Source organism: Bradyrhizobium sp. WSM471 (assembly GCF_000244915.1).
Lineage (GTDB): Bacteria > Pseudomonadota > Alphaproteobacteria > Rhizobiales > Xanthobacteraceae > Bradyrhizobium.
Window position 1 is genome coordinate 7408612 of sequence record NZ_CM001442.1, and the last position, 16252, is coordinate 7424863.

A 16252-nucleotide genomic window follows, 5' to 3' on the forward strand; every position below is an offset into this window, starting at 1 on the left:
TTGCGGGGAGAGGTCGGATCGCTCTTGCGATCCGGGTGAGGGGGTACAGGTCTCTCGACCATCTCGCGTGCGGAGAGAGGCCCCTCACCCCAACCCTCTCCCCGTAAGAACGGGGCGAGGGAGCGCACCGACGATGCGGCGATGTCAATGGGCTGACTTCGCGCGCCGTTTTGTGGCACAAGAGCCGCCTCCGCCGACCGAGCAACGAGGCCCCGCATGCCCGCGCCAAAACCGCCCGCCTTCGAGACCCTGAGCCTGCATGCGGGCCAGCATCCGGATCCCGCGACCGGCGCCCGCGCCGTGCCGATCTATCAGACCACGTCCTACGTGTTCCAGGATTCCGATCACGCCGCCGCGCTGTTCAACCTCGAGCGCGCCGGTCACATCTATACGCGCATCTCCAATCCGACTACGAGCGTGCTCGAGGAGCGGCTCGCGGCGCTGGAGGGCGGCGTCGGCGCGATCTGCACCGCAAGCGGCATGGCCGCGCTGCATCTGGCCATCGCGACGCTTCTGAACGCCGGCGACCATATCGTCGCGTCGAGCTCGCTCTATGGCGGCACCATCAATTTGCTGGCGCATACGCTGCCGCGGTTCGGCATCACCACCAGCTTCGTCAAGCCGCGCGATCTCGACGCGTTCCGCGCGGCGATCAGGCCGAACACCAAGCTGGTGATCGGCGAGACCATCGGCAATCCCGGGATCGAGGTGCTTGATATTCCGAAGGTCGCTGCGATCGCGCATGACGCGAAGATTCCGCTGCTGATCGACAACACGTTTGCCACGCCCTATCTCAGCCGTCCGATCGAGCTCGGCGCCGACATCGTCATGCATTCGGCGACCAAATGGATCGGCGGCCACGGCATCGCGATCGGCGGCGCCATCGTCGACGGCGGCCGGTTTGACTGGCGCTCATCCGGAAAATTCGGCGTGCTGACCGAGCCCTATGGCGGCTATCACGGCATCGTCTTCGACGAGCAATTCGGCACCGCCGCCTTCATCATGCGCGCGCGCACCGAAGGCCTGCGCGATTTCGGTGCCTGTCTATCGCCGACCAACGCGTTCCAGCTGTTACAGGGCGTGGAGACGCTTGGCGTGCGCATGGACCGCCACATCCAGAACACGAACCTCGTGCTGGAAGCGCTGAAAGCCAACAAGGCCGTGGACTGGGTGCTGCATCCCTCGCTGGAGGACCACGCGGACTACCAGCTCGCAAAACAATTGCTGCCGCGCGGCGCCGGCTCGATTGTCTCCTTCGGCATCAAGGGCGGCCGGCCTGCTGGCCGCAAGTTCATCGAATCGCTGCGCATGATCAGCCATCTTGCCAATGTCGGCGACGCCAAGACGCTGGTGATCCACCCGGCCTCGACCACGCACCAGCAGATGGACGCCGAGCAGCTCAAGGCCTCCGGCATCGGCGAGGAGCTGGTGCGGCTCTCGGTCGGCATCGAGACCGCAAGCGATATCATCGACGATCTCGCGCAGGCGCTGCGCATCTCGCAAAAGGTCTGACACCATGAAGCTCTCCGTCAACGGCGCCGAGGTGTTGGTCGCAACCGGCGGCCGCGACTTCGACAGATCCCTGCCCGCCGTCGTCTTCCTCCATGGTGCCGGCTTCGATCATTCGACCTGGGCGCTGCACACGCGCTGGTTCGCCCATCACGGCTTTGGCGTGCTGGCGCCTGATCTGCCCGGCCACGGCCGCTCGCCCGGATCCTCGCTCGGCAGCATCGCCGAGATGGCCGACTGGACGGCGGCCCTGCTCGATGCGGCCGGAGCGACGAAAGCGCATCTGATCGGCCATTCCATGGGATCGCTGATCTCGCTGGAGACGGCCGCACGTCACCCCGACAAGGTGTCCGCGCTCAGCCTGATCGGCACCGCGGCGACCATGACCGTCGGCCCGGATCTGCTGAAAGCAGCCGAAGCCAATTCGCAGGATGCCAACGACATGGTCTCGATCTGGGGCCTCGGCTTCAGCGCCGAGCTCGGCGGCAGCCTCGCGCCGGGCCTGTGGATGCATGGCGGCGCGCAGGCCGTGTTGAAACACTGCGAGCCGGGCGTGCTGTTCCGGGATTTGTCGGCCTGCAATGCTTACGCGAATGCGCTTCAAGCAGCCGCGAGCGTGAAGGTGCCCACGACACTCATCCTCGGCGAACGCGACATGATGACGCCGGTGAAGGCCGGCAAGGCACTTGCCGCCGCGATCCCGCATGCGAAGACAGTTGTGGTGCCGGGCGCCGGCCACATGATCATGGCTGAACGCCCGGATGAATTGTTGGCAGCGCTGACGGGCTGAGTCTGCTCAGGAACCCGGCGTCGATCATGCGTTTTGGCGACGTCTGAGCCAGCGCCTCGTCCTTCGAGACGCCCGCTTTCAGCGGTCTCCTCAGGATGAGGCTCAGCTCGGTTGCGCGAACTTTGAAACTGCAGCCACCCCTCCGCTCTCATCCTGAGGGCCCGCCGAAGGCGGGCGTCTCGAAGGATGGCCACAGGCAATCTGCCCACCACGTTCTTCTTCATATGATATGCGATTCCTGTGGTGGGACGGGGAAGGGGGGGACAACCAGTCACCACATCGTCGCGGCCGCACGCTCGGGCCAGGCGCGATCATACTCCGCGCCGCCGACCTTGTTCTCGCTCATCTCGGCGAGGATCTGGCCAGGTGTCGGCAGCGTCTTGGGGTCGATGCGCTTGTCGGGATTCCAGAGATCGGAGCGGACGATGGCGCGGGCGCACTGGAAGTAGATTTCGTCGACATTCATCACCATCACGCTGCGCGGCGCCTTGCCGTCGACCTTGTACGAGGCCAGCAGCTCGGGATCGATGGACAGATGCGCCCGGCCATTGGCCCGGACCGCATTGCCGGAGCCGGGGATCAAGAACATCAGCGACACCCTGGGATCGCGTACGATGTTGCGCAGGGAATCGACCCGGTTGTTGCCGCGGCGATCCGGCAGCATCAGCGTCTTCGGGTCGTGAATGCGGACGAAGCCGGAGATATCGCCGCGTGGCGAGCAGTCGATCCCCTCAGGTCCAATGGTTGCAAGCGCGGCGAACGGCGCCTTTTCGATGAAGACGCGATAGAGCGGGGTGACGTGGTCGGCGACTTTCACAGTCGAGGCGTCGTTGGTGACGCCGTAGATAGCCTCCAGCTGCTCGACGGTTTCGATCACCGACATTCCAGTCTCCTTGTCGTGCCGGCTATTCGTGCCAGCCTTGATTCCTGATCACGCGTAGAAGCTGGCGGCCGTGATACTCCGCGCTGCCAGCGTTGAGAATGGTGACATCGGCCTGCGCCGATGCGTCGTCGACGCTGCGCGTCAGTCGTTCCGCGATATTTCCGTCACTGTCCCGGGCGCGGGCGGCGAGCCGCTGCGCCAGCACATCCGGCGGTGCAGTGATCGCGACCACCACAACGTTTGCATAGGTCCGACGTAGCGCGCCGATCACCGTGCGCGAAACATTGGCCACGACGGCGCGTCCGGCACGAATATCGTCGTTGAGGTCGAGCGGCAGCGCGTAGGAATGCCCATGCGCCTCCCAATGCACGGCGAAATCCCCGTGATCGCGCGCACGCCGGAATTCGTCAGGGTTCACCGCGATATTGTCTTCGTCGGCCGAGGATTCGCGCGTCACGACCCGGCGCGGAAAGACGATGTCCTGATCCTCGATGCACGCCGCCCGCGCCAGCCGCAGCAGCGTGTCCTTGCCGGCTCCGCTGGGGCCGACCACGAGCACGAGCCGCCCGGGCCCGATCGCACCCGTCTGCGCTCCCGCCACGGTGACGGTCTCGCTCATGCGACGCGGCTCCCTTCGCGCCAGACGCTGCGGACCGCGGGAACGTGGCCCGCAACATGGACGCGGATCAGATCGGCACGCTTGCCGACCGCGATCTCACCCCGGTCGGACAGGCCGACCGCCTCGGCGGGCGCCTTCGTCACGGTGCGGATCGCCGCCGCAAGACTGATGGCGGGCACGTGCTCGGGCAAATGCAGCGCAGCCATCAGAAGGCTCGAGGGGATGTAGTCCGACGACAGGATGTCGAGCAGGCCCTCGCGGGCGAGATCGACCGCGGCGATATTGCCGGAATGCGAGCCGCCACGCACGACGTTCGGCGCCCCCATCAGGATATCGATGCCAGCCTCGTGCAGGCCGCGCGCGGCCTCCAGCGTGGTCGGAAATTCCGCCACCGAAACGCCATCGCGCACGGCGTCCACGACGTTCTCCTCGGTGGTATCGTCATGGCTCGCCAGCGGGATCTTGTACTGATGTGCCAGCGCCACGATCTCACGCATGTTGGTCGCCGCATAGGCCTTCTGATATTCGAAGCGCTTCGCGAACAGCTGGTCGAGCTCGGCATCGGTCTTGCCGCCGCCCTTGCCGCGGTAATAGTCGCGCAGCTTGCCTTCGTCGCGGAACTGGCGCTGGCCGGGGGTGTGGTCCATCAGCGACATCAATCGCACGTCGGGACGGTCGATCAGCTCCCTGGCCTCCTCGACCACGCTCGGCATCGGGATTTCGCAGCGCAGATGCAGGAAGTGATCGGCACGCAGCAATTTGGCATCGCGCGCGGTCGTGATCGCCGCGGCAAGCACGCCGGCGCGTCCATCTACTTCCTCGGCACCATCCTCGCGCCAGACCCGGAGCGAGTCGAACACCGTGGTGATGCCCGATGTCGCGAGCTGGCCGTCATAGGAGACGACGGCGGCGACCGGATTCCAGAACACTTTTGGCCGCGGCACGTAATGCGCCTCGAGGTGATCGGTGTGGAGCTCGATCAGGCCGGGCATGATCAAATCGCGGCCAGCATCCTCAGCTCCCGCAGGCGCCCTGCCCTCGCCGATCTCGGCGATGCGTCCATCGGCAAGAGCGAGCCAGCCTTGCTCGATCACCCGTTCCGCCAGCACGATCCTGGCGTTGGCGATCACGATGTCCTTCTTGGCGTTCATGTCCATTTCCTTCAGGCCGCGGCGGCGAAGCTGGTGACGTCGACGATGCGGTCGGCAATCTGATGACGGATTTCGTCGTCATGGACAATGGCGACCATGGCGACGCCGTGGCGCTTCTTTTCGGCGACCAGCTCGACCACGACGGCGCGATTGGCGGCGTCGAGCGAGGCGGTGGGCTCGTCGAGCAGCAGGATCGGCAGATCCGAGATGAAGCCGCGCGCGATGTTGACGCGCTGCTGCTCGCCGCCGGAGAAGGTCGCGGGCGGAAGCTGCCAGAGTCGCTCGGGGATATTGAGCCGATGCAACAACTCGCCCGCGCGCTGCTGCGCCTCAGCTCGGGCTCCGTTGACGATCAGGGGCTCGGCGACCACGTCGACGGTCGCGACGCGCGGCACCGCGCGCAGGAACTGACTGACATAGCCGATGGTCGCGCGGCGGATGTTGAGGACCTGCCGCGGCTCGGCCGTGGCAAGATCCACCAACGCCCCGCGATGGCGGATGCCGATGCGGCCGGAGTCGCAGCGATAATTGCCGAAGATCATCTTCAGGATCGACGATTTTCCGGCGCCTGATGGCCCCGACAGCACGACGCATTCGCCCGGGTTGACCTGGAAGGTCACACCGCTGACGACGGGCAATTCGATGCCGCCCTGCAGGTGCATCGTAAAAGTCTTGTTGGCGTCGGCGATGTCGATCATGGCGGCCATTGGAAAACTCTTCTTGCAAGGCTCATGGCGTTGAAGGCTCATGGCGGCAGAATCGAGGAGACGAGGAGCTGAGTGTAGGGCTCGCGGGGATCGTCGAGCACCTGATCGGTGAGCCCGGTCTCGATGACGCGGCCGCCCTTCATCACCATCACGCGGTGCGACAGCAGGCGCGCGACCGCGAGATCATGGGTGACGATGATTACCGCGAGGTGTAGCTCCGCGACGAGGCTGCGCACGAGGTCGAGCAGGCGCGCCTGTACGGAAACATCGAGGCCGCCGGTCGGCTCGTCCATGAACACCAGCCGCGGCTCGGTGACGAGGTTGCGGGCGATCTGGAGCCGCTGGCGCATGCCGCCGGAATAGGTCCGCGGCGCATCGTCGATGCGTGCGATGTCGATCTCGACGCGGGTCAGCCAGTCCGACGCGGTATCGCGGATGCGACCGTAGTGATTCCACCCCACCGCCATCAGCCGCTCGCCGACATTGGCGCCGGCCGAGACCGCCATGCGCAGACCCTGCGCGGGATCCTGGTGGACGAAACCCCAATCGGTGCGGAACAGGAAGCGCCGCTCGGCCTCGCCCAGCGTGGCGAGATCGCGGGCGACACCGTCGCGCATCCGATAGGAGACCTGGCCGCCGCTGGCCGCGAGCTGACCCGACAGCAGCTGCAGCAGCGTCGATTTGCCCGAGCCGGATTCGCCGACGATTGCCAGCACCTCGCCGGGATAAAGCGCAAAGGACACGTCGCGGCAGGCGGCGATCCGGCCGTAGGACTTGCTGAGGGATTTTGCGACCAGCAGCGGCTCGTCGTTTTCGAGCATGTCTTGATCAGCCATTGGATGCCTCCTGCGCCTTCTCCTTGTACGGCGCAGCGCTGAGGCTGCCGTGATGGCCGGCGGCCTGGCGGCCCTCGCAATAATCGGTGTCGGAGCACACGAACATGCGACTGCCCTTATCGTCGGTGACGATCTCGTCGAGATAGGAGTTTTCCGCGGCGCACAGCGCGCAGGGCGCGTTGAAGCGATACGGCTCGAAGGGGTGGTCCTCGAAGTCGAGCGACACGACTTGCGTATAGGGCGGGATCGCATAGATGCGCTTCTCGCGGCCGGCGCCGAACAATTGCAGCGCCGGGCAATTGTCCATCTTGGGATTGTCGAATTTCGGCGTCGGCGACGGGTCCATCACGTAGCGCGCGTTGACCTTCACCGGATAGGCGTAGGCTGTCGCGATGTGTCCGAAGCGGGCGATGTCCTCGTAGAGCTTGACATGCATCAGGCCGTATTCGGCGAGCGCGTGCATGCGCCGCGTCTCGGTCTCGCGCGGTTCGAGGAAACGTAAAGGCTCCGGGATCGGCACCTGATAGACCAGCACCTGATTTGCGTGCAGCGACGTCTCGGGAATGCGGTGACGGGTCTGGATCACGGTCGCATCTTCAGTCGCGGTCGTCGTGGCGACGCCGGCGGTCTTGGCGAAGAATTTTCGGATCGAGATCGCGTTGGTGGTGTCGTCGGAGCCCTGATCGATCACCTTCAGCACGTCCTGCGGCCCGAGGATCGCCGCGGTGACCTGGACGCCGCCGGTGCCCCAGCCATAGGGCATCGGCATCTCGCGGCTGGCGAACGGCACTTGATAGCCCGGGATCGCGATCGCCTTGAGGATCGCGCGACGGATCATCCGCTTGGTCTGTTCGTCAAGATAGGCGAAATTATAGGCGGGCGCGTTCATTCCGCGGCCTCCTTCAGGGTGTCAGGCGCATTGGCCTCCGTGAACGCTTCAGAAAACTCTTGGCGCAGCTTGCGCAGCAGGCCGAGCTCGGACTGGAAGTCGACATAATGCGGCAGCTTCAGATGTTCGACGAAGCCGGTCGCCTGGACGTTGTCCGAATGCGACATCACGAATTCCTCATTTTGCGCAGGCGCCAGCGCCTCTTCGCCGAGCTCGCGCGCGCGCAACGCGCGGTCGACCAGCGCCATCGACATGGTCTTGCGTTCGCTCTGGCCGAAGGCAAGGCCATAGCCGCGGGTGAAGCACGGCGCTTCGGTCGCGGAGCCCTTGAACTGGTTGACCATCTGACTCTCGGTGAGCTCGATCGAGCCGAGCGGAACGGCGAAGCCGACGTCTTCCGCCGAAAATTCAACCTCGACCTCACCGAAGCGTATCTCGCCGGCGAAGGGGTGGTTGCGGCCGTAGCCGCGCTGGGTGGAATAGCCCATCGCCAGCAGAAACCCTTCGTCGCCACGCGCGAGGTTCTGCAAACGCAGATCGCGGTCCGCCGGGAAATTCAGCGGCTCGCGGGTGAGATCGCCGACGCTGGCGCCTTCCTCGGCCTGCGGAGATGATTCGATCAACCCGTCGCGGCCGAGAATATCCGTCACGCGCGGCGTGGGCGCTGTCGATGCTTCGGCCGTCGCCGGCGCCTCCGGCACAAAGCCGTCGGCGAGCGAGGGATCGAGCAGGCGGTGCGTATAATCGAAGGTCGGGCCGAGGATCTGGCCGCCGGGAATGTCCTTGAAGGTCGAGGACACCCGACGCCGCACCCGCATCGCGCCGGTCTCGACCGGCTCGGTGGCGCCGAAGCGCGGCAGCGTGGCGCGGAAGGCGCGGACCAGGAAGATCGCCTCGATCAGATCGCCGCGCGCCTGCTTGATGGCGAGCGACGCGAGTTCGCGGTCATAGAGCGAGCCTTCGCTCATGACGCGGTCCACGGCGAGGCCGAGCTGCTCCGAAATCTGGTCCAGGGAAATTTCCGGAACGCTTTGGTCGCCGCGCCGTGCACTCGCGAGCAGGCGATGGGCGTTCTCGATGGCGCGTTCGCCGCCTTTGACTGCGACATACATGGTTAGCTTCCCTTGCTCACGACGCGCGTGGTGCGCGGGATCGCAACCACGGCATCGTCGGCGACCAGCACCACATCGACGCCGCGCGGAAACAGCGCCTCGTTGATACGCAGGCGATCGAACAGGTCAAACGGCTTGATCGACGCCTGGAGCGTCGCGACACCGTCGATGCCGGGACCGCGCAACTCGAAGCTGCGCCCCGAAACCAGGCTCTCGACCTGAAGGATCAACGTGGTCGACCGGTCCGGATATTCGCTGGTGCCCAGCGCGAAGCGGTCGAGCGAAGGCAGCGCCCCGCCGTCGCTGATCAGCGCGAAGCTCGCGATCGAGGAATCCTGTACCACCGGCGCGCCGGTATGGAATTTCAGCCATTTCACGACGTCGGAACTCTCATGCATGCGCGCATCGAGCCAGAGCGGCGTGTCGTGATCGAACAGCGTCAGCGCGATCGCGGCCGTGCCGCGCATCATCGTGTGAGGCGCTCCTGATGTCGGCACGATGCGCTGGACCGAGCCCGGCCGCGCCATCGCGTCCATGACCGAACGAAAGGTCGATTGCGCCGACAGCACCTTGTCGGCGAACCCCGGCGGCAGTTCCGCAATCGTGGTCATGATCTCACCCCTCACCGCGCACCATGGTGTAGAAATCAACCTTCGTCGCGGCGGTCTCGGCCGCCGCCTGCTTGCGCCTGACCATAAGCTGCTCACGCAACGGCGCGATGATGTCCCGCTCCACCGCGTCGCCGAAATCGCTGGACTGCACCAGCGCGTCGCACAGCGCGATCAGCCGCGCCTTCTCACCGTCGCGACCGAGCGTGTAGCCGAAGCCGACCTCGCCGCTGGCAAGCCGCACCGCGGCCCGCGACACCGTGGCTTCGCCGAGGTTGAACGGCGCGCCGTCGCCGCCGACCCGGCCGCGCAGCATGACGAGGCCGTTTTCCGGCGCGCGCAGATCCTGATGCGCCGGCAAAGCGAGAGCGCGGAGGCGAGCGGCGATCTCGCCCACCTCCGCGTTCGCCAGCACGGCCATTGCGGCCTTGCGCTGGGCTTGCTGATTGTTGTGCTGGGTCACCAGATCCACCGAACTTTTCTCAACACCTTGCCGAATCCAAGTTGTCTATGATACTAGACAACTTGATAGCGGAGCGCCATGACTGTTTCGTGACAAAGGCGTGATTTCTGGAGTAGCTTCCCGGCCACATGAGCATGCAGGACACAGCCTCCTCCGGCGTCGCGTTGTGGCGCCTCGTTGCCGACGGCATCGAGCGCGGCATCGCCGATGGCCGCTTTGCGGCCGGCGACAAGCTGCCGGGCGAGGTGGAGATCGCCGAAACCTATCGCGTCAACCGCCACACGGTGCGCCGCGCGCTGGCCGCGCTTGCCGAGCGCGGCCTCGTGCGGGCCGAACGCGGCAGCGGAACCTATGTCGAGGCGCAGAAGCTCGCTTATCCACTGCGCTCGCGGACCCGTTTCTCCGAGATCGTCGGCGCGGACGGCCGCGAACCGCATGGCCGCTTGATCGAGGCGTCCGATGATGTCGCGACCCGCGAACTCGCGCGGGAACTTGGATTGAAGGCCGGCGCACCACTGGTGCGGATCGAGGCGATGCGCCTCGCCGACCGCACGCCGATTTGCGTCTCCACGACGTGGCTGTCGGCGCAGCTGTTCCCGGGTGCGGGCGACGTCTTTGCCGCGACCCGCTCGATGACGAAATTGCTCGAGCATTACGGCGTCCGCGACTATCGCCGGGGCGCGACCCGGATCACCGCCGGCATCGTGGACGCCACCGACGCCGCACGGCTCGATCTGGCGCTGGGACGGCCGATCCTGGTGGTCGACGCCACCGACCACGATCTCGACGGCAAGCCGCTGGTCACCAAGCATTCGCGCTTTGCCGCGGAGCGGGTGGAGTTTCTGGTGGAGAACGGGTGAGCTGCGGCCCTCTCCCCTTGTGGGAGAGGGTGGCTCGCCGCATTAGCGGCGAGACGGGTGAGGGGTATGTCTCCGCACCCACCGATCTGAATGTGAGGATGCAGACCCCTCATCCGGCGCTTCGCGCCACCTTCTCCCACAAGGGGAGAAGGGAAGAAGACCTACGCGACTGCCCTTCGGCCGATGATGGCGAAGCGCAGTTTTCCCGAGACGAAATCGATCGCGGCGACCGCGACCAGGATCATCAGGATCAGGAACGACACCTTCTGCCATTCCAGCACGCGGATCTGCTCGGCGAGTTGCAGGCCGATGCCGCCGGCGCCGACGATGCCGATGATGGTGGCCGAGCGCGTGTTCGACTCGATGAAATAGAGCACCTGCCCCGCGATCACGGGCAAGACCTGCGGCAGCAGACCGAACCGAATCTCGTGCAGCGCGCTGCCGCCGGAGGCGCGGATGCCCTCGACCTGCTTCTGGTCGGCGCCCTCGATTGCCTCCGAGAACAGCTTTCCGAAGGCGCCGAAATCCGACACGGCAATGGCGAGCACGCCGGCAAACGGGCCGAGCCCGACCACGTTGATCCACACCAGCGCCCAGATCAGCGTGTCGACGCCGCGGATCGAATCCAGGAAACGTCGCACCGGAAAGCGCAAGATTTTCGACGGCACCACGTTACGCGCGGCAAGAAGACTGACCGGCAGCGCGAACACCGCAGCCAGCGTCGTGCCGAGCAGCGCGATCGAGAGCGTCTCGCCGAGCGCCTTCAGATAGATCGGCAGCGACGAGCCGGGATCCGGCGGGATCATCAGCAGACTGATCCAGCCGAGCTGATTGAGCCCGTTGATGAAGCGCGACGGCGAAAAATCGAGATCGACGAGGCCGTAGATGAAGATGGCGAACGCCGCGACGATCATCGCGGGGACGGCAACCCGCGCCGAGGCGGGGCGGTGGAACACGTCCGGATAGCGCGCGCGAAGCGCCACGGTATCGATCTGCTGCGGTGCCGTCACGACCGCGCCTCCTTGCCGAACAGCCGGCCGCGCAGCCAGCCAGTGCTGATGTCGATGATGAAGACCGTGACGATGATGGTGAGCAGGATGGCGCTGACGTCCGAGTAATAGAACTTGCGGATGGCGACGACGAGCTCCTGGCCGATGCCGCCGGCGCCGACGAAGCCCATCACGGAGGCCTCGCGGACATTGATCTCGAAGCGCAGCAGCGCGTAGCTGGCATAACCCGCGGTGACCTGCGGCAGGATAGCGAAGCGCATGCAAGCGAGCCAGCTCGCGCCGGTCGAGCGGATGCCTTCGACCGGCTTCATGTCCGCGTTCTCGACGATCTCGGAGAACTGCTTTCCGAGCGCGCCGGTGGAGTGAATCGCAATGGCCAGCACGCCCGCCATCGGTCCGAGTCCGAAGGCGATCACGAAGATCAGCGCAAACACGATGCCGGGCACCGTGCGGGCGAATTCGAGCAGGCGCCGCACCACGAAGCGCAGCCAGGGCGCGGGCGAGGTGTTTTCAGCCGCGAGGAAATTCAGGCAGAATGCAAAAGTCGCGCCGATCAGCGTGCCGACATAGGAGATCAGCAGGGTCTCGCCCAGCATCTTCAGCCATTTGCGCCAGCCCCAGAGCCATTCGCCGACATCGGTCCAGACCCGCTGTCCGCTGTCGAGCGTGAGGATGCGGTCGAAATAGCTGAGGAAGTTGCCGAAATACGTGAAGAGCGTACGCAGGTTCACTTCCGCGCCGATCGCGGCGAGAACCAGCGCTGCAGCAAACAGCGCGGCACCGAGCAGAAGGCGCAACCGCTTTCGCGCGACCGCCCGGCCATAGGCGGCATTGAGCACGGCCAGCTGCTGCTCGGGGAGGATGGAAACCGCGACTGTCATCTTATCAGGGAAGTGGTCGATCAAAAGAGAAAGAGCCGGGTCCATCGACCCGGCTCCAGTGAAATCGCCCCGAGATCAGGACGCCTTCTTCTTACGCAGCGCATCGACGAACTTGATCAGTTCGATCGTGCCATCCCAATCCTTGGTGGTGGCGGGGTGAAAGCCCTTCTTCTGGCCGTCGGAGAGACGGTCGAAGGCGGCCTTGTCCTTGGCCGGCGCATCGAAGAACGCCTTTGCGATCGCAGCTTTGGCGTCTTCCGGCAGATCGGAATTGTAGGCATAGGGGCCGTTGATGATCGGCGCCGACTTGTGGATGATGCGGAAATCGTCCTTCTTCATCGCCGAGCCGTCGGCGTTCTTCAGCATGTGCTTGGTCAGCATCTGCGCCAGCGTGGAATCGTCGTCGCTGGTCCACTGGTTGGCGGCAACGTCGACCGTGCCCTGTGCCAGCGCCAGGATCGCGTTCTCGTGGCTGCCGGTGAAAACGACCTTGCCGAAATAGCTGTCGGCGTCCGCGATGCCCATCTTGTCGAGCTCGAAGCGCGGCACGTTGTTGCCGGAGGTCGAATTCGGGTCGACCAGGCCGAGGTTCTTGCCCTTGAGCTGATCGACGCTCTTGTAGGGACTGTTCGCCTTGACGAAGAACACCGAGTAGTAGCCGGTCGAGCCGTCCGCGTTGATATCGTTGGCGAAGGCGTCGGTCTTGACGCCGGTCAGGCGGGCGCGGGCGAACGACGCCGAGCCGTAGCTGGCGATGTGGATGTTGCCGGCGCGCTGGCCTTCGATCACCGCGGCGTAGTCGTTGGCGATCCGCAGCGTGACCTTCACGCCGAGCTCCTTGGAGAGATAGCTCACGAACGGCGCCCAGCGCTCGGTGACCCCGGAGGCGTTTTCGGCCGGGACGACCGCGAAGGTCAGCTCGGGATATTTGGCCTTCCAGTCCTCGGCGGAGGCCGAAGCCGTGAACGCGAGCGCAGCGGCGCCGGCAAGAATGAGTCTGCGAGTAATCATGATAGCCTCTTCATGGGTTGAGGTCGGTTGACGCAAAACTGGTGAGTCCTGATGCGGCGCCACTCAGGCGGCCGCGGCCGTTCCAAGCGCCGGGATGCCCTCGGGCGCCGGCACAGGTGCACCGCCCATGACATCGGCGGCTTCGAGATCGTAGAGCTCGCGCGCAACGTGCTCGGTCAACTCGGCCGGCGCGCCGTCGAACACCACACGCCCCTGCGCCATGCCGATCAGGCGGTCGCAATAGCCGCGCGCCAGGTCGAGCGAATGCAGATTGCAGAGCACGGTGATGCCGAAGTGCTTGTTGATGCGCAGCAGCGCATCCATCACGATCTTGGTGTTGCGGGGATCTAGCGAGGCGATCGGCTCGTCGGCGAGGATGATGTCGGGCTGCTGCACCAGCGCGCGGGCGATCGCCACGCGCTGCTGCTGGCCGCCGGAGAGCTGGTCGGCGCGCTGGGCCGCGAGCGGGGCGATATCGAACTGCTCGAGCGCGGACATCGCCAGCGCCTTGTCCTGCTCGGGCCAGGTCTGCGACAGCGAGCGCCAGGCCGGCATCGTCGCAAGCCGTCCCATCAGGACGTTCGTGAGAACATCGAGCCGGCCGACCAGATTGAACTGCTGAAAGATCATCGCCGAGCGCGCCCGCCACTGCCGCAGCTCCTTGCCGCGCAGCGCGGTAACGTCGAGGCCGTCGAACAGGATGCGGCCCTGCGAAGGGGTCGCAAGACGGTTGATGGTCCGCAGCAGGGTCGACTTGCCGGCGCCGGACCGTCCGATCACGCCGACGAAGCCGCCGGGAGAGACTTGAAACGAGGCATCGTCCACCGCGGCTTTCACGCCGAAGCGACACGTCAGACCTTCAACCACCAGCATGCAGGGCTCCAGAGTAGCTGGGACCCACCGCTAACGCCGGCGCTTGACACTTGTGTGACACGGACGTTGCGGTGCGGCGATCCTACACACGTCATCCACTGTTCTTGCCCTGTCATCGCGTCGTCATGACATTGTCATCAAGCCGCTCGAAGAGGAACGCCCGCCCTCTCGTTCGGATGCAACATGGCCGCCAAAGCTCTTTCGGTCCAGCCGACTGCCGATCCCTCGGCGAAGCTGCACGACGCCAGGCTTGGGGCCTATACCGAGGTCGGCGCGCGCACGATCCTGCACGAAGTGACGATGGGCGATTACTCCTACGTCGTGAACGACGCCCAGATCACCTACACCACCATCGGAAAATTCTGCTCGATCGCGGCGATGACGCGGATCAATCCGGGCAATCACCCGATGCATCGCGCCACGCAGGCGCACTTCACCTATCGTTCGAGCGCCTATTTCGAAGGCGAAAGCGACGACACGGAATTCTTCGACTGGCGGCGCCAGCATCACGTCCATATCGGCCATGACGTCTGGATCGGCCATGGCGCGGTCGTGCTGCCGGGCCGCAACATCGGCACCGGCGCGGTGGTCGCGGCCGGCGCCATCGTCACCAAGGACGTGCCGGCCTACACCATCGTTGCCGGCAATCCGGCGCGCATCGTGCGCCGCCGCTTTTCGGAAGACATCGCCGGGCGACTCGCCAGCCTCGCCTGGTGGGATTGGGATCACGACAAGTTGCGTGCAGCACTGCCCGATTTCCGCAAGCTCGGGATTGAAGATTTCCTCGCGACATATGAAGCACGAGGACGTTCTCTCAACAATTCTCTTGGCAGCAAATCAAGCGCGGTCGCGTGACAGACATTTTCCTTGAGGGCGGCCGGACCCTGATCGGCTCCGAGCTGGTCGAAACCTCTCTTGCCCTGTCCGGCCAGGACATCACCGAGGTCGATGCGTCGCGCGGCCGGGCGCGGCTTGCGATCGACGCGCGCGAGCTGCTGGTGCTGCCTGGCATCGTCGATCTGCATGGCGATGCCTTCGAGCGACAGATGATGCCGCGCGCCGGGGTCGACTTCCCGATCGACGTGGCGCTCGCTGACAGCGACCGTCAGGCGATCAGCAACGGCATCACTACGGTGTTTCACGCTACGACCTGTTCGTGGGAGCCTGGCCTGCGTAGCGCCGACAATGCGCGCGGCCTGATGGAGGCGATCGAACGGCAGCGTCCGCAATTCGCCGCCGACACCCGCTTTCACCTGCGCCACGAGACCTACAATCTCGACGCCGAAACCGAGATCAGCCAATGGCTCAGCGAGGGCCGCGTCGACCTGTTCGCCTTCAACGACCACATGGACGGAACGGTGGGGGACATGGCCAAGCCCCGCAAGCGCAACCGCATGGTGGAGCGTACCGGCCTGTCGGGCGATGATTTCGACCGGCTGGTTGAACACGTGCTTTCGCGCGCCAGCGAGGTCCCGGCTTCCGTGTCACGGCTGGCGGCGGCGGCCCGCGCCGCCGGGGTGCGGATGCTCTCGCATGACGATGCGACGCCTTCGATGCGTCAGGGCTTTCGCGCCATGGGCGTGGCGATCGCGGAGTTTCCGATTAACGAGGAGACGGCGCGGGCGGCGGCAAGCCATGGTGACGCCATCGTTTACGGCGCGCCGAATGTCGTGCGCGGCGGCAGCCACACCGGCTGGACAAAGGCATCCGACATGATCGCCAAAGGGCTCTGCTCGGTGCTGGCCTCGGACTACTACTATCCCGCGCAGCTGCTCGCTGCGTTCCGCCTCGCCGCCGATGGCGTGCTGCCGCTGACCGAGGCCTGGAACCTGGTCTCCGCCGCGCCCGCGCGCGCGACCGGTCTTGCAGATCGCGGCGTGCTCGCGGAAGGCCGACGCGCGGACATTCTGCTGGTCGACGACAGCGTGCCGCTGCGGCCGCGGTTGATCGCCGTGATATCAGGCGGCAAGCTCGTACATCTCACCGACGCGACACGGTTGCTTGGCATGGCAGCTACCCCGCGCGAAGCTGTCGTCGCGGCATAAACCCG

18 protein-coding genes are annotated in these 16252 nt (G+C 65.5%); 5 read left to right on the top strand and 13 right to left on the bottom strand.

The genetic code is table 11. The features are described from left to right. The first annotated feature begins 216 nt into the window (after nucleotides 1-216). The gene (locus BRA471DRAFT_RS33935) at nucleotides 217-1512 is read left to right on the top strand and encodes an O-acetylhomoserine aminocarboxypropyltransferase (RefSeq protein ID WP_007615521.1); all 1296 of its coding nucleotides are present in this window, start codon (nucleotides 217-219) and stop codon (nucleotides 1510-1512) included. Between the two features lie 4 nt (nucleotides 1513-1516). Continuing rightward, nucleotides 1517-2299 carry an alpha/beta fold hydrolase gene (locus BRA471DRAFT_RS33940; protein ID WP_007615522.1) on the top strand — a complete coding sequence of 261 codons (783 nt, stop codon included), beginning with the start codon at nucleotides 1517-1519 and terminating at the stop codon, nucleotides 2297-2299. Nucleotides 2300-2570: 271 nt separating this feature from the next. On the opposite strand, the gene BRA471DRAFT_RS33945 is transcribed toward BRA471DRAFT_RS33940, so the two are convergent. Genes BRA471DRAFT_RS33945 through phnG form a run of 9 tightly spaced genes read right to left on the bottom strand, consistent with a single transcriptional unit; the run spans nucleotide 2571 to nucleotide 9576 of the window. Next, entirely contained in the window at nucleotides 2571-3182 is a 612-nt protein-coding gene (locus tag BRA471DRAFT_RS33945) for a pyridoxamine 5'-phosphate oxidase family protein (protein ID WP_007615524.1), read from the bottom strand. A gap of 22 nt (nucleotides 3183-3204) precedes the next feature. After that, nucleotides 3205-3801, bottom strand: coding sequence for a phosphonate metabolism protein/1,5-bisphosphokinase (PRPP-forming) PhnN (phnN, locus tag BRA471DRAFT_RS33950; RefSeq protein ID WP_007615526.1), 597 nt, complete (start codon nucleotides 3799-3801; stop codon nucleotides 3205-3207). Further along, nucleotides 3798-4952 carry an alpha-D-ribose 1-methylphosphonate 5-triphosphate diphosphatase gene (locus BRA471DRAFT_RS33955; RefSeq protein WP_007615527.1) on the bottom strand — a complete coding sequence of 385 codons (1155 nt, stop codon included), beginning with the start codon at nucleotides 4950-4952 and terminating at the stop codon, nucleotides 3798-3800. The genes phnN and BRA471DRAFT_RS33955 overlap by 4 nt, the downstream gene beginning before the upstream one ends. 11 nt (nucleotides 4953-4963) lie before the next feature. Further along, nucleotides 4964-5659, bottom strand: a complete 696-nt coding sequence (phnL, locus tag BRA471DRAFT_RS33960; RefSeq protein WP_007615529.1) for a phosphonate C-P lyase system protein PhnL — start codon at nucleotides 5657-5659, stop codon at nucleotides 4964-4966. Between the two features lie 38 nt (nucleotides 5660-5697). After that, nucleotides 5698-6495: a phosphonate C-P lyase system protein PhnK gene (phnK, locus tag BRA471DRAFT_RS33965; RefSeq protein ID WP_007615531.1), complete on the bottom strand. Its 798-nt coding sequence runs from the start codon at nucleotides 6493-6495 to the stop codon at nucleotides 5698-5700. After that, nucleotides 6488-7384: an alpha-D-ribose 1-methylphosphonate 5-phosphate C-P-lyase PhnJ gene (locus tag BRA471DRAFT_RS33970; protein WP_007615533.1), complete on the bottom strand. Its 897-nt coding sequence runs from the start codon at nucleotides 7382-7384 to the stop codon at nucleotides 6488-6490. Before BRA471DRAFT_RS33970 ends, phnK begins: the two co-directional genes overlap by 8 nt. After that, complete coding sequence (locus BRA471DRAFT_RS33975) at nucleotides 7381-8496, bottom strand: carbon-phosphorus lyase complex subunit PhnI (protein ID WP_007615535.1); 1116 nt, start codon at nucleotides 8494-8496, stop codon at nucleotides 7381-7383. Before BRA471DRAFT_RS33975 ends, BRA471DRAFT_RS33970 begins: the two co-directional genes overlap by 4 nt. A 2-nt stretch (nucleotides 8497-8498) precedes the next feature. Continuing rightward, a complete protein-coding gene (phnH, locus tag BRA471DRAFT_RS33980; RefSeq protein WP_007615538.1) occupies nucleotides 8499-9107 on the bottom strand; it encodes a phosphonate C-P lyase system protein PhnH in 609 nt (202 codons plus the stop codon). Nucleotides 9108-9111: 4 nt separating this feature from the next. After that, complete coding sequence (gene phnG / locus BRA471DRAFT_RS33985) at nucleotides 9112-9576, bottom strand: phosphonate C-P lyase system protein PhnG (protein ID WP_007615541.1); 465 nt, start codon at nucleotides 9574-9576, stop codon at nucleotides 9112-9114. Between the two features lie 119 nt (nucleotides 9577-9695). Here phnG and phnF point away from each other — a divergent pair, with 119 nt between their 5' ends. Beyond that, nucleotides 9696-10427 carry a phosphonate metabolism transcriptional regulator PhnF gene (gene phnF / locus BRA471DRAFT_RS33990; protein WP_007615543.1) on the top strand — a complete coding sequence of 244 codons (732 nt, stop codon included), beginning with the start codon at nucleotides 9696-9698 and terminating at the stop codon, nucleotides 10425-10427. 161 nt (nucleotides 10428-10588) lie between these two features. Here the strand turns inward: phnF and phnE (BRA471DRAFT_RS33995) are convergent, their stop codons facing one another. The 4 genes from phnE (BRA471DRAFT_RS33995) to phnC form a co-directional block, all read right to left on the bottom strand. Further along, entirely contained in the window at nucleotides 10589-11437 is an 849-nt protein-coding gene (gene phnE, locus BRA471DRAFT_RS33995) for a phosphonate ABC transporter, permease protein PhnE (RefSeq protein ID WP_007615544.1), read from the bottom strand. Continuing rightward, entirely contained in the window at nucleotides 11434-12318 is an 885-nt protein-coding gene (phnE, locus tag BRA471DRAFT_RS34000; RefSeq protein ID WP_035974504.1) for a phosphonate ABC transporter, permease protein PhnE, read from the bottom strand. Before phnE (BRA471DRAFT_RS34000) ends, phnE (BRA471DRAFT_RS33995) begins: the two co-directional genes overlap by 4 nt. A gap of 75 nt (nucleotides 12319-12393) precedes the next feature. Continuing rightward, complete coding sequence (phnD, locus tag BRA471DRAFT_RS34005; RefSeq protein ID WP_007615548.1) at nucleotides 12394-13329, bottom strand: phosphonate ABC transporter substrate-binding protein; 936 nt, start codon at nucleotides 13327-13329, stop codon at nucleotides 12394-12396. Nucleotides 13330-13392: 63 nt separating this feature from the next. Beyond that, the gene (gene phnC, locus BRA471DRAFT_RS34010; protein ID WP_007615550.1) at nucleotides 13393-14202 is read right to left on the bottom strand and encodes a phosphonate ABC transporter ATP-binding protein; all 810 of its coding nucleotides are present in this window, start codon (nucleotides 14200-14202) and stop codon (nucleotides 13393-13395) included. 183 nt (nucleotides 14203-14385) lie between these two features. Here phnC and BRA471DRAFT_RS34015 point away from each other — a divergent pair, with 183 nt between their 5' ends. Both BRA471DRAFT_RS34015 and BRA471DRAFT_RS34020 read left to right on the top strand, forming a co-directional pair. Next, entirely contained in the window at nucleotides 14386-15057 is a 672-nt protein-coding gene (locus BRA471DRAFT_RS34015; RefSeq protein ID WP_007615552.1) for an acetyltransferase, read from the top strand. Continuing rightward, nucleotides 15054-16247 (top strand): alpha-D-ribose 1-methylphosphonate 5-triphosphate diphosphatase, encoded by a 1194-nt coding sequence (locus BRA471DRAFT_RS34020; protein WP_007615561.1) that lies wholly within the window; start codon nucleotides 15054-15056, stop codon nucleotides 16245-16247. The genes BRA471DRAFT_RS34015 and BRA471DRAFT_RS34020 overlap by 4 nt, the downstream gene beginning before the upstream one ends. The last annotated feature ends 5 nt before the right edge of the window (nucleotides 16248-16252 follow it).

Bases quoted from the DNA above. Each gene is read 5' to 3' on its own strand.
- phnN (WP_007615526.1), bottom strand. From the start codon at position 3,801: ATGAGCGAGACCGTCACCGTGGCGGGAGCGCAGACGGGTGCGATCGGG.
- BRA471DRAFT_RS33940 (WP_007615522.1), top strand. From the start codon at position 1,517: ATGAAGCTCTCCGTCAACGGCGCCGAGGTGTTGGTCGCAACCGGCGGC.
- BRA471DRAFT_RS33970 (WP_007615533.1), bottom strand. From the start codon at position 7,384: ATGAACGCGCCCGCCTATAATTTCGCCTATCTTGACGAACAGACCAAG.
- phnH (WP_007615538.1), bottom strand. From the start codon at position 9,107: ATGACCACGATTGCGGAACTGCCGCCGGGGTTCGCCGACAAGGTGCTG.
- BRA471DRAFT_RS34015 (WP_007615552.1), top strand. From the start codon at position 14,386: ATGGCCGCCAAAGCTCTTTCGGTCCAGCCGACTGCCGATCCCTCGGCG.
- phnC (WP_007615550.1), bottom strand. From the start codon at position 14,202: ATGCTGGTGGTTGAAGGTCTGACGTGTCGCTTCGGCGTGAAAGCCGCG.
- BRA471DRAFT_RS33955 (WP_007615527.1), bottom strand. From the start codon at position 4,952: ATGAACGCCAAGAAGGACATCGTGATCGCCAACGCCAGGATCGTGCTG.
- phnD (WP_007615548.1), bottom strand. From the start codon at position 13,329: ATGATTACTCGCAGACTCATTCTTGCCGGCGCCGCTGCGCTCGCGTTC.
- phnK (WP_007615531.1), bottom strand. From the start codon at position 6,495: ATGGCTGATCAAGACATGCTCGAAAACGACGAGCCGCTGCTGGTCGCA.
- phnE (WP_035974504.1), bottom strand. From the start codon at position 12,318: ATGACAGTCGCGGTTTCCATCCTCCCCGAGCAGCAGCTGGCCGTGCTC.
- BRA471DRAFT_RS33945 (WP_007615524.1), bottom strand. From the start codon at position 3,182: ATGTCGGTGATCGAAACCGTCGAGCAGCTGGAGGCTATCTACGGCGTC.
- BRA471DRAFT_RS33935 (WP_007615521.1), top strand. From the start codon at position 217: ATGCCCGCGCCAAAACCGCCCGCCTTCGAGACCCTGAGCCTGCATGCG.
- phnF (WP_007615543.1), top strand. From the start codon at position 9,696: ATGAGCATGCAGGACACAGCCTCCTCCGGCGTCGCGTTGTGGCGCCTC.
- phnL (WP_007615529.1), bottom strand. From the start codon at position 5,659: ATGGCCGCCATGATCGACATCGCCGACGCCAACAAGACTTTTACGATG.
- BRA471DRAFT_RS33975 (WP_007615535.1), bottom strand. From the start codon at position 8,496: ATGTATGTCGCAGTCAAAGGCGGCGAACGCGCCATCGAGAACGCCCAT.